Origin of the sequence: Pseudomonas mandelii (genome assembly GCF_002251635.1) — a bacterium.
GTDB lineage: Bacteria > Pseudomonadota > Gammaproteobacteria > Pseudomonadales > Pseudomonadaceae > Aquipseudomonas > Aquipseudomonas mandelii_B.
Window position 1 is genome coordinate 17,993 of record NZ_NMOJ01000082.1, and the last position, 12,035, is coordinate 30,027.

Here is a 12,035-nt window from a genome sequence, read left to right on the forward strand (position 1 = left end):
GACCTAACTATCCAACCTGAGCACCGCAAGGAAGGCTTCTTGTGGAATTTCCACGTTGCCCACTTGCTTCATGCGTTTTTTACCGGCCTTTTGCTTCTCAAGCAGTTTGCGCTTACGGCTTACGTCACCACCGTAGCATTTGGCCAGTACGTTCTTTCTGAGAGCCTTGACGGAGGTTCGCGCAATGATCTGCCCGCCAATGGCGGCCTGGATCGCGACGTCGAACATCTGGCGCGGAATCAGTTCTTTCATCTTCTCGGTCAGCTGGCGACCTTTGTAGTGCGCGTTGTCCTTGTGCACGATCAGCGCAAGAGCATCAACCTTATCGCCGTTGATCAGCACATCCAGTTTCACCAGATTAGCCGATTGGTAACGATCGAAATGGTAATCCAGCGAAGCATAGCCGCGACTGGTGGATTTGAGACGGTCGAAGAAGTCCAGGACCACTTCGTTCATCGGCAAATCGTAGGTCACTTGCACTTGGGTACCGAGGAACAACATGTCGTGTTGTACGCCACGTTTTTCGATACACAGGGTAATGACGTTGCCCAGGTGTTCCTGCGGGACCAGGATATTGGCCCGCACGATCGGCTCGCGCATGTCTTCAATGGAGGACAGATCTGGAAGCTTGGACGGGTTATCGACGTAAATCGTTTCACCGGTTTTCAGCAACAGTTCAAAAATAACCGTTGGCGCGGTGGTGATCAGGTCCAGGTCGTATTCGCGCTCGAGGCGCTCCTGGATGATCTCCATGTGCAGCATGCCGAGGAACCCGCAACGGAAGCCGAAGCCCAGGGCGTCGGAGCTTTCCGGGGTGTACTGCAACGACGAGTCGTTGAGCGTCAGCTTTTGCAGGGCTTCACGGAAGTCTTCGAAGTCGTCGGAGCTCACCGGGAACAGGCCGGCGTAAACCTGCGGCTGGATGCGCTTGAAGCCCGGCAGCACGTCTACATCAGGGGTAGAGCTCAAGGTCAGGGTGTCACCGACCGGTGCACCGTGAATGTCCTTGATACCGGCGATGATGAAGCCTACTTCACCGGCCTTCAGGTCAGTGGTAGCGGTGTGCTTGGGGTTGAATACGCCGACGCTGTCCACCAGGTGGATCTTGCCGGTGGATTTAACCAGGATCTTGTCGCCCTTCTTCACCCGGCCGTGGCGCACACGTACCAGGGAAACAACCCCCAGGTAGTTGTCGAACCAGGAGTCGATGATCAACGCTTGCAGCGGATCTTCGTAGTTGCCGGTTGGCGCAGGAATGGTCTTGACCAGGCGCTCGAGCACTTCGTCGACGCCCAGGCCGGTCTTGGCGCTGCACTCGACAGCGTCGGTGGCGTCAATGCCGATGATTTTTTCGATTTCTTCTTTAACGCGGTCCGGATCGGCCTGGGGCAGGTCGATCTTGTTCAGCACCGGCATGACCTCAAGGCCCTGCTCGATCGCGGTGTAGCAGTTGGCAACGGACTGGGCTTCAACGCCCTGGCCGGCGTCGACCACCAGCAAGGCGCCTTCACACGCTGCCAGCGAACGGCTGACTTCGTAGGTGAAGTCAACGTGGCCGGGGGTATCAATGAAGTTCAACTGGTACTTGATACCGTCTTTGGCGGTGTAGTACAGGGTAACGCTATGGGCCTTGATGGTGATCCCGCGTTCACGCTCAAGGTCCATGGAATCCAGGACCTGGGCTTCCATTTCACGCTCGGCAAGGCCGCCGCACATCTGGATGAATCGATCGGCCAGCGTCGACTTGCCATGGTCAATGTGGGCGATGATGGAGAAATTGCGGATATGACTCAAATCACTCACGGATCAACACTCAAAAAGGCTGCAGGCAGATTGCCCGCTGAAAAATAGCCGGGAATTGTACCTGATCCACGACGCAAGCGTCACGTTCGCAGGTCAGACGGCACCTACAAAAACGCCCCGGTCTTGCGACAGGGGCGTTTTTTATCATCAGCGAGGTCGGGAAAACCCCGGATCAGCCGGCTCGGCGCAACAGCCATACACCGGCCAGGGCACAGACACCGGTCGGCACCAGCACCGCAAACAGCGGCGAGAAACCGAACACCAGGCTCGACGGGCCCAGCAGGTCCTGGGCGATACGGAAAGTGAAGCCGACCAGCACGCCAGTGAAGACCCGCTGACCAAGGGTCACCGAGCGCAACGGCCCGAAGATGAANGAAATAGCCATCAATACCAGCGCGGCGGTGACCAACGGCTGCAACACCTTGACCCAAAATGCCAGCCAGTAACGGCCGTTGCTCAGGCCCTGGTCAGCCAGGTAGTGGATGTAACCCCACAGACCGCTGATCGACAGCGTGTCAGGCGACATCACCACCGTGCTCAGCAGTTGCGGACTCAAGGCCACATCCCAACGTTCGACCGGGGTGGTGACCACTTCGGTGCTCTTTTCATGGAACAGCGTGGTAGTCACGTCGCTCAACTGCCAGTGATCCTGCTCGAACTTCGCCCGCTTGGCGAAGCTGGACGACAGCATATGACGTTCATTGTCGAAACGATAACGGGTGACGCCGTACAGCAGACCGTTCGGTTGCACAGAGTTGACGTGAATAAACTCGTCACCCTGGCGATGCCACAAACCATGCTTGGCGCTCTGCGCGTCGCCGCCACCCTGAGCCAGGGAACGGTTGGCCTGAGCGGTGACTTCGGTGGCCGGCGCGACGTATTCGCCGATCAGCACACTGCACGCCATCAGCAACAGCATCGGCTTCATCACCGCCCAGACGATACGGCCGATGGAAACACCGGCGGCGCGCATGATGGTCAATTCGCTGCTGCTGGCCAGGCTGCCAAGGCCGATCAGGCAACCAATCAGTGCCGCCATCGGCAACATGTCGTACAAACGACGGGGCGCGGTCAGCAAGACGTAGCTCAAGACGTCCATCAAGGTGTAGGTATCGCTGACGTCACTCATCTCATCAATGAAGGCAAACAGGGTCGCCAGGCCAAGGATAATCCCCAGCACCGCCAGGATAGCTACGAATACGCTGCTACCAATGTAGCGATCGAGCTTAACCACGGGCCACCTCCAGCGCACTGCGGCGACTCGCCATCTTCAAGCGTAACGGTTCCCAATAGAGCAAGCCCAGGCCAATAGCCAGGAAAATCCCGTGAACCCACCACAACCCCAGCGCCGGCGGGATCTTGCCTTTTTCGAGGGCGCCGCGCGCGGCAATCAGGATGCTCAGGTAGGCCATGTACAGCAGGATCGCTGGCAACAGCTTGAGGAAACGGCCCTGACGCGGGTTGACGCGCGACAGCGGCACCGCCATCAAGGTCACGATGAACACCAGCAACGGCAGGGACAGGCGCCATTGCAGTTCAGTGCGCGAACGAATGTCATCGCTGCCTATCAAGGAACGGGTGGTCATTGCATCGCGGTCGGTGACTTCGTCGCTGACGTCCGGCTTGGGCAGCAATACGCCGTACTCCTCGTACTTGATCGCCCGGTAGTCGGCCTGTCCCGGGTTACCGTCGTAGCGGTAGCCGTTATCGAGAATCAGGTAACGATTGCCGTCAGGGCGGATTTCCTGACGGCCCTTTTCGGCCACCAGCACGGAAATCCCGCGATCTTTCTTGTCGGAACTGATGTTCTTTTGCGAAATGAACACACCGCCCAGATTGATGCGGTCATCCGACAGCTGCTCGGTGTAGGTCACCCGGGTGCCGTCGCGCAAGGCCTGGAAGCGACCCGGCTCCAGGGTGTCGAACTCGGTCATTGCATCCTGCTTGTTCAGCAGCAGCTGGAACTGCATGGCGCCCTGGGGCGCCAGGCTCATGCTCAACCACGCCACCACCAGCGCAACGCCGGTAGCGGGCACCATGGTCATGGCCAGCAGACGCTGCTGGCTCATGCCGGTGGCCGAGAGCACGGTCATTTCACTTTCCAGGTACAACCGGCCATAGGCCAGCAGAATGCCCAGGAACAGGCCGAGCGGCAGGATCAGTTGCAAAAACCCCGGCAGGCGAAAGCCCATGATCAGGAACAACGAGCCTGGGTCCAGAGCGCCCGAGGCGGCCTGGGCGAGGAATTTGACGAAACGACCACTCATGGTGATGACCAGCAATACCGCACTCACGGCACTCAGGGTCAACAGGACTTCGCGGGACAGATAACGGAAGACGATCAAACCAGACACTCCAGGGTTGTCAGGCTAAGGCGGCCAAACAAGCAAGCATANCAGACAGCCCGCAGGGCAGAGCCGCCGAAAAAGTTGGCGCATTATCCTGTGATTGGGTGCGCCTGTCACTGCACATGCTCAAGCAGGCGGGTAATGCGTTGAAGATCGTACAACCGAGGGTTGTCAGGCGCAGGGAGCGAGGTTCAAACTGCGGCCTTTGTCGCGGGCCGTGACCTGCGTCTTTCTATCTATAAGCAAGCGTCTGTGCGCCGCCGTTTTGCCCGCGCACGTTGACCATTCATTCAGGGACCCGGACATGGAACTGGTTGTAAAGAGCGTTAGCCCCGAAACGTTGAAAACCGCCACCCTCGTGGTCGCCGTCGGCGAAGGGCGCAAGCTCGGCGTCGCCGCCAAGCAACTGGACGAACTGAGCGGCGGCGCTATCAGCGCGGTCCTCAAGCGCGGCGACCTGGCCGGCAAAGTCGGCCAGAGCCTGTTGCTGCAAAGCCTGCCTAACCTTAAAGCCGACCGCGTATTGCTGGTGGGCGTGGGCAAGGACGCCGAACTGGGCGACCGCCCGTTCCGCAAGATCATCAGCACCCTCCTCACCGCCCTTAAAGGCCTGGGCGGCGCCGATGCTGCGCTGGCACTCGATGAAATCGTGGTAAAAGGCCGCGACAGCTACGGCAAGACCCGCCTGCTGGCCGAAAGCCTGGTGGACGGCAGCTACGTCTTCGACCAGTTCAAGAGCCAGAAAGCCGAACCCCGCGCCCTGAAGAAAATCACCCTGCTGACCATCAAGGCTGCCCAAGCTGAGGTCGAGCGCGCTGTGACCCACGCCCAGGCCATCGCCGCCGGCATGTCGTTCACCCGCGACCTGGGCAACCTGCCGCCGAACATCTGCCACCCAACGTACCTGGGCGAACAAGCCAAGGCGCTGGGCAAAGAGTTCAAGGCCTTGAAGGTTGAAGTGCTGGACGAGAAGAAGATCAAGGAACTGGGCATGGGCTCGTTCTACGCCGTGGGCCAGGGCAGCGACCAGCCACCACGCTTGATCGTGATGCAATACAACGGTGGCAAGAAATCCGAGAAGCCGTACGCCCTGGTCGGCAAAGGCATCACCTTCGACACCGGCGGCATCAGCCTCAAGCCGGGCGCCGGCATGGATGAAATGAAGTACGACATGGGCGGCGCCGCCAGCGTGTTCGGCACCCTGCGTGCCGTGCTGGAGCTCAAGCTGCCGATCAACCTGGTGTGCATCCTGGCGTGTGCCGAGAACATGCCGAGCGGCGGCGCGGCCCGTCCGGGCGATATCGTCACCACCATGAGCGGCCAGACCGTCGAGATCCTCAACACCGACGCCGAAGGCCGCCTGGTGCTGTGCGATGCGCTGACCTACGCCGAACGCTTCAAGCCACAGGCCGTGATCGACATCGCCACCCTGACCGGTGCCTGCGTGGTCGCCCTGGGCGCTCACACGTCCGGCCTGCTGGGTAACAACGACGAGTTGATCGAGCAACTGCTCAGCGCCGGCAAGTCTGCCGACGACCGCGCCTGGCAACTGCCGCTGTTCGATGAGTATCAAGAGCAGCTGGACAGCCCGTTCGCCGACATCGCCAACATCGGCGGCCCGAAAGCCGGCACCATCACAGCGGCCTGCTTCCTGTCGCGCTTTGCCAAGAACTTCAACTGGGCGCACCTGGACATCGCCGGCACGGCCTGGACCAGCGGCGGCAAGGACAAGGGCGCCACTGGCCGTCCGGTTCCACTGCTGACCCAGTACCTGCTGGANCGCGCCAAAGCCTGAAACCGATGACCTCGGGCTGCGTTGCTTTCGAGTAACGCAGCCCCGGGCTCAGGAACCGCAATGACCAAAGTCGACTTCTATATNTTGCCCAGCGCCGATCCTTCTGCGCGCCTGGACTTTGCCTGCAAACTCACCGAAAAAGCCTGGCGCATGGGCCACCGCATCTACCTGCATTGCAGCGATGCAGCCCAACGAGAGGATCTCGACGCCCGCCTGTGGGCCTTCAAGGGCGAAAGCTTCGTGCCTCACGGTCCTGCGGAAAGTGAGCCGGATAGCTTGATTGTCCTGGGTCTTGGCGATGACTGCGGTCAGCATCAGGATCTGCTGGTCAACCTTGACCTGAAAGTACCGACCTTTGCCAAGGCTTTTGCCCGCGTGGCGGAAGTGGTGGTGGAAGACCCGGCTATTCGTCAGGCCGCGCGGGAGAGTTTCCGTTTCTATCGCGAACAGGGCTATCCTCTGCAGGATCACCGGNTACAGCGACTCTGAGCATTCCGATGGACACTCCAAAACCGCAACAAACGTCCGCGCACCTGCTGGACGACCTCGAGTCGATCCGCCAACTGCTCGGCGATGACAACCTGCAACCGCCCTTGCTGACCGACACGGTCAATGAAGACGAACAGGAACAGATTCCGATGTTGTTCGACTCCGTCAGCGCTGCACCGCAGACCGTCGAACCGACACCGCCTGCCCCGGCCGCGCAACCGGCCCCCGCAGCCAGCAAAGGCCCCGACGCCTTGCTGCTGCACCTGGACAACGAACTGCGCGCCGCCGCACAACTGATCATGCAAGACGTGATCGACGACTTTGCCCCGCATATCGAAACCGAGATCAAGCGCCGGCTGGATGCGCGCATGGAGCGGTTGCTCAGCCAATACCAGTCCTGAGCCACACCTGGATCTACTGTGGGAGGGGGCTTGCCCCCGATAGCGCCGGGTCAGCCAGCTTATCAGTCACTGACCCACTGCTATCGGGGNNACATTCAACATCTATGTTGACTGACCGACCGCCATCGCGAGCAAGCTCGCTCCCACAGTAGATCAGCGCTGTATTTGATACAGCGCCCTGTCCGCCCCTGCTCGCCCTCCGCCCCATGCCCCGCTATACTTGTCGGCTTTCCTGAATTAATGCCAACTAGGGTCCCGCCGCGCATGGATAAGACCTACCAGCCGCACGCTATTGAAACTTCCTGGTACAAGACCTGGGAGTCCGAGAATTACTTCGCCCCGCAAGGCGCGGGCGAGTCCTACACCATCATGATCCCGCCGCCGAACGTCACCGGCAGCCTGCACATGGGTCACGGCTTCAACAATGCGATCATGGATGCGTTGATCCGTTTCCGCCGCATGCAGGGTCGCAACACCCTGTGGCAACCGGGTACCGACCACGCCGGTATCGCCACCCAGATGCTGGTGGAACGTCAACTCGAAGCCACCGGCCAGAATCGCCACGACCTGGGCCGGGAAAAATTCCTCGAGAAAGTCTGGGAGTGGAAGGATCAATCCGGCGGCAACATCAGCCGTCAGATCCGCCGCCTCGGCTCGTCCGTCGACTGGAGCCGCGAGCGCTTCACCATGGACGACGGTCTATCGGAATCCGTGAAAGAAGCCTTCGTACGCCTGCACGAAGACGGTCTGATCTACCGCGGCAAGCGCCTGGTCAACTGGGACACCAAGTTGCACACGGCGATTTCCGACCTTGAAGTGGAAAACCACGACGAGAAAGGCTTCCTGTGGAACCTCAAGTACCCGCTGGCCGATGGCGCCAAGACCGCTGAAGGCAACGACTACCTGATCGTCGCCACTACCCGTCCGGAAACCATGCTCGGCGACGCCGCCGTCGCGGTTAACCCGAACGACGAACGCTACCAGGCGCTGATCGGCAAGTTCGTCGAGCTGCCGTTGGTTGGTCGCCGCATCCCGATTATCGCGGACGACTACTGCGACCCTGAATTCGGCACCGGCTGCGTGAAAATCACCCCGGCCCACGATTTCAACGACTACGAAGTCGGCAAGCGCCATAACCTGCCGCTGCTGAACATCTTCGACAAAAACGCCGCCGTCCTGCCGGCCTGTCAGGTGTTCAACCTCGACGGCACGCTTAACGAAAGCATCGACGGCACGCTACCGGCCGAATACGCCGGCCTGGACCGTTTCGAAGCGCGCAAGCAGATTGTGGCGGCCTTCGATGCCGCCGGCTTGCTGGTCAGCATCGACGATCACAACCTGAAAGTGCCGAAAGGCGACCGTTCCGGGACCGTTATCGAGCCGTGGCTGACCGACCAGTGGTATGTGTCGACCAAGCCGTTGGCCGAGCCAGCCATCGCTGCCGTCGAAGATGGCCGCATTCAGTTCGTGCCTAAACAGTACGAGAACATGTATTTCTCGTGGATGCGTGACATCCAGGATTGGTGCATCAGCCGTCAACTGTGGTGGGGCCACCGCATTCCGGCCTGGTACGACGAGTCGGGCAAGGTCTATGTCGGCCGTGACGAAGCTGAAGTGCGTGCCAAGCACAACCTCGGCCCGGACGTGGCGCTGCAACAGGACAACGACGTACTGGATACCTGGTTCAGCTCGGGCCTGTGGACCTTCTCCACCCTCGGCTGGCCGCAACAGACCGAATTCCTGAAGAAATTCCACTCCACCGACGTGCTGGTTACCGGCTTCGACATCATTTTCTTCTGGGTTGCCCGGATGATCATGCTCACCATGCACCTGGTGAAGAACGAGGACGGCACCCCGCAGGTACCGTTCAAAACCGTGTACGTGCATGGCCTGGTGCGTGATGGCCAGGGCCAGAAGATGTCCAAGTCCAAGGGCAACGTCCTGGACCCGCTGGACATCATCGACGGCATCGACCTGGAAACCCTGGTGCAAAAACGCACCTCGGGCCTGATGCAGCCGAAACTGGCGAAGAAGATCGAGAAGCAGACCCGTGATGAGTTCGCCGATGGCATCGCCAGCTATGGCACCGACGCCCTGCGCTTCACCTTCTGCTCGCTGGCGTCCACCGGTCGCGACATCAAGTTCGACATGGGCCGCGTCGAAGGCTATCGCAACTTCTGCAACAAGATCTGGAACGCCGCGCGCTACGTACTGGACAAGGGCGAAGACTGCGGCCAGAACGGCGAGGCTTATGAGCTGAGCCTGGCTGATCGCTGGATCATTTCGCAGCTGCAGCGCACCGAAGCCGAAGTGACCCGCCAGCTCGACCAGTTCCGTTTTGACCTGGCCGCACAGGCCTTGTACGAGTTCATCTGGAACCAGTATTGCGACTGGTACCTGGAACTGTCCAAGCCTGTGCTGTGGGACGAAAACTCGCCGGTCGAACGCCAGCGCGGTACACGTCGCACCCTGGTGCGCGTGCTGGAAGTGGCGCTGCGCCTGGCGCACCCGTTCATGCCGTTCATCACCGAAGAAATCTGGCAGCGCATCGCGCCGCTGGCCGGTGTCGAAGGCAAGACCATCATGCTGCAACCTTGGCCGGTGGCCAATGAAGCGCGCATTGATGAGGCCGCCGAAAGCGACATCGAATGGCTCAAGACCTTGATGATGGGCACGCGCAACATTCGCGCCGAGATGAACATCGGTCCGGGCAAGCCATTGGCCGTATTCGTGAAGAACGCCAGTGCCGAAGACCAGCGTCGTCTCACCGAGAACGAAGCCCTGCTGAAGAAGCTGGCGCGTCTCGAATCGATCACGGTGTTGGCTGCCGGCGAAGAAGCACCNCTGTCGGCGACCGCACTGGTCGGCGACATGGAAGTGCTGGTGCCGATGGCCGGCCTGATCGACAAGGGCGCCGAACTGGCCCGTCTCGACAAGGAAATTGCACGCCTGCAAGGCGAAGTGCAGCGAGTGGGCGGCAAGCTGTCCAACGCCGCGTTCGTCGACAAGGCGCCGGCTGAAGTCATCGAGAAAGAACGCGCCAAACTGGCTGAAGCTGAACAGGCTTTGGGCAAGTTGGCGGAGCAGCATGCGCGGATTGCCAGTTTGTAACGGCGAATCGCAATGAAAACGGGAGGCCTGGAGGCCTCCCTTTTTTATGCCCGACGCTTTCTCCCAGACACCAAAAATCCCTGTGGGAGCGGGCTTGCCCGCGATGACGGAGTGTCAGACAACAACTATGTGGACTGACAGGCCGCCATCGCAGGCAAGCCAGCTCCCACAGGAAAGCTTTTCAATGCAAGGAATGTGGGACAATACCCGCCACTTTCAGCCATACCCGAATCGACCACACCCATGAACGCCCCCCGCACACCCCGCCCTGCGCGTAAAAAGCCTGATTCCGCGACCCCGGCCAAAGCCGTTGAGCCGCGTAAAGAGGCCACCTTGCATCCGCGTAACCGCCACACAGGCCGTTACGACTTCCCGGCGCTGATCAAAACGACGCCGGAACTGGCGAAGTTCGTGATCATCAACCCTTACGGCAAGGAAAGCATCGATTTCGCCAGCCCGGATGCGGTGCGGGTGTTCAACCGGGCGTTGCTCAAATCGTTCTATGGCATCGCCCATTGGGACATCCCGGCCGACTACCTCTGTCCACCGGTTCCGGGCCGTGCCGACTATGTGCATTTCCTCGCCGACCTGCTGGCCAGCGTCAACGACGGCAAGATTCCGCGCGGTTCAATCGTCAAGGTGCTGGACATCGGCATGGGCGCCAACTGTGTCTATCCGTTGATTGGCTACATGGACTACCGCTGGCACTTCCTCGGCTCGGAAATCGACCCGACGGCGGTGGCCGCGGCCAAAGCCATCGTGCAATCCAACGGGCTGAACAAAGCCATCCAGTTGCGTCAGCAAAGCAATCCCAAGCACATCCTGTTGGGCCTGCTGGAGCCGGGCGAGCGCTTTGACCTGACCATGTGCAACCCGCCGTTCCACGCGTCCATGGACGAAGCCACCAAAGGCAGCGAGCGTAAATGGCGCGCCCTGGGCCGCGCCGATCCTAAACGCAAACTGCCGGTGCTGAACTTTGGCGGTCAGTCGGCCGAACTGTGGTGTGAAGGTGGCGAAGCACGCTTTGTGACGCAGTTGATCGCCGAGAGTGCGCACTTCCAGCACAAAGTCTTGTGGTTCAGCACGCTGGTGTCGAAGGCTTCGAACCTGCCTTCGATCCAGACGGCGCTGAAAAAGGCCGGTGTTCTGGAAAGCCAGGTCGTGGAAATGTCCCAGGGCCAGAAGCAAAGCCGCTTCGTCGCGTGGACCTTCCAGACCAAGTCCGAGCAGCAGGTCTGGCGCGAGCGTTGGGCTCGCAAGGGCTAACACAGGCCAATTGTGGGAGCGAGCTTGCTCGCGATGGCGGTGTGTCAGTCACCAATAAAGTCGACTGATACACCGCCATCGCGGGCAAGCCCGCTCCCACAGGGATTAGCGGTATTGAAGAATTTATGGCACAAAAAAGCCGTGCCCGGATTGCTCCGGAGCACGGCTTTTTTTACTGCGTCTTACTTGTTAACAGCGTCGGTCAGGCCTTTGGCCACAACCAGCTTGATAACTTTCTTGGCAGCGATTTCGATGGCGGCGCCAGTCGAAGGGTTACGGCCAGTACGGGCTGGACGCTCGGTCACTTTCAGTTTGCCAACGCCTGGCAGAGTGATTTCGCCGCCGTTTTCCAGCTGATCAGCAACAACTTGGCTCAGTTGGTCCAGAGCGTTACGCGCGGTGGTTTTTGGCGCGTCGATAGCTTCAGCGATGTCGGCGATCAGTTGGTCTTTAGTAATAGCCATTGTGGTGTTCCTTCCCTATCAAATTCATATGGATTGCAGAGTGCAGTGTCAGCCATCGAGCCCGATCTTCNGGATCTGGCACCCTCGGCCAATAACCACGGGATCGGGGTTATAGATACCGAAATCAGGGTTTGGTTCGACCTGACAGATGCTGAATGCACGCTTAACGCCGAGACTTGGCGTAAGACGGGGCAAAACTAGCACAGAGACGGGGAAATATCCGCCTCAACATACCCATTTGGTCAGCTTTATTGCTCTAAAACGGGAAAAAACTGCATAAGGGCCGTCGCACGGCTGCGAATTACCCTTCGAACCGCGCCAAAACCAGTGGTTGCGGTACACTTGGCACTTTTTCGGG

Annotated in this window: 9 protein-coding genes; 5 read left to right on the forward strand and 4 right to left on the reverse strand. The window is 59.8% G+C overall.

Annotated elements, in window-relative coordinates:
• Nucleotides 1-3: 3 nt before the first annotated feature.
• The 3 genes from lepA to lptF all read right to left on the reverse strand — a co-directional run bounded on the left by lepA (nt 4) and on the right by lptF (nt 4,148).
• Nucleotides 4-1,803 carry a translation elongation factor 4 gene (gene lepA / locus B7L09_RS11890; protein ID WP_032859966.1) on the reverse strand — a complete coding sequence of 600 codons (1,800 nt, stop codon included), beginning with the start codon at nt 1,801-1,803 and terminating at the stop codon, nt 4-6.
• Nucleotides 1,804-1,975: 172 nt separating this feature from the next.
• On the reverse strand, nt 1,976-3,037 hold the full coding sequence (gene lptG / locus B7L09_RS11895) for an LPS export ABC transporter permease LptG (RefSeq protein ID WP_094468969.1): 1,062 nt from the start codon (nt 3,035-3,037) through the stop codon (nt 1,976-1,978).
• Complete coding sequence (gene lptF, locus B7L09_RS11900) at nt 3,030-4,148, reverse strand: LPS export ABC transporter permease LptF (RefSeq protein WP_094468970.1); 1,119 nt, start codon at nt 4,146-4,148, stop codon at nt 3,030-3,032. The genes lptG and lptF overlap by 8 nt, the downstream gene beginning before the upstream one ends.
• Nucleotides 4,149-4,455: 307 nt before the next feature.
• Between lptF and B7L09_RS11905 the strand changes: the two genes are divergently transcribed.
• The 5 genes from B7L09_RS11905 to rlmF all read left to right on the forward strand — a co-directional run bounded on the left by B7L09_RS11905 (nt 4,456) and on the right by rlmF (nt 11,213).
• Complete coding sequence (locus tag B7L09_RS11905; protein WP_094468971.1) at nt 4,456-5,946, forward strand: leucyl aminopeptidase; 1,491 nt, start codon at nt 4,456-4,458, stop codon at nt 5,944-5,946.
• A gap of 60 nt (nt 5,947-6,006) precedes the next feature.
• A complete protein-coding gene (locus B7L09_RS11910) occupies nt 6,007-6,435 on the forward strand; it encodes a DNA polymerase III subunit chi (protein ID WP_094468972.1) in 429 nt (142 codons plus the stop codon).
• An 8-nt stretch (nt 6,436-6,443) separates the two neighbouring features.
• Nucleotides 6,444-6,836: a DNA polymerase III subunit chi gene (locus B7L09_RS11915; protein WP_094468973.1), complete on the forward strand. Its 393-nt coding sequence runs from the start codon at nt 6,444-6,446 to the stop codon at nt 6,834-6,836.
• A 264-nt stretch (nt 6,837-7,100) separates the two neighbouring features.
• A complete protein-coding gene (locus B7L09_RS11920; RefSeq protein ID WP_094468974.1) occupies nt 7,101-9,947 on the forward strand; it encodes a valine--tRNA ligase in 2,847 nt (948 codons plus the stop codon).
• A gap of 243 nt (nt 9,948-10,190) precedes the next feature.
• Nucleotides 10,191-11,213 (forward strand): 23S rRNA (adenine(1618)-N(6))-methyltransferase RlmF, encoded by a 1,023-nt coding sequence (gene rlmF / locus B7L09_RS11925; RefSeq protein ID WP_094468975.1) that lies wholly within the window; start codon nt 10,191-10,193, stop codon nt 11,211-11,213.
• 182 nt (nt 11,214-11,395) lie between these two features.
• On the opposite strand, the gene B7L09_RS11930 is transcribed toward rlmF, so the two are convergent.
• Nucleotides 11,396-11,677 (reverse strand): HU family DNA-binding protein, encoded by a 282-nt coding sequence (locus B7L09_RS11930; RefSeq protein ID WP_094468976.1) that lies wholly within the window; start codon nt 11,675-11,677, stop codon nt 11,396-11,398.
• Nucleotides 11,678-12,035: the final 358 nt, after the last annotated feature.

Excerpts from the sequence above, each read along its gene's own strand:
- rlmF (WP_094468975.1), top strand. The coding sequence starts at position 10,191 with ATGAACGCCCCCCGCACACCCCGCCCTGCGCGTAAAAAGCCTGATTCC.
- B7L09_RS11915 (WP_094468973.1), top strand. The coding sequence starts at position 6,444 with ATGGACACTCCAAAACCGCAACAAACGTCCGCGCACCTGCTGGACGAC.
- B7L09_RS11930 (WP_094468976.1), bottom strand. The coding sequence starts at position 11,677 with ATGGCTATTACTAAAGACCAACTGATCGCCGACATCGCTGAAGCTATC.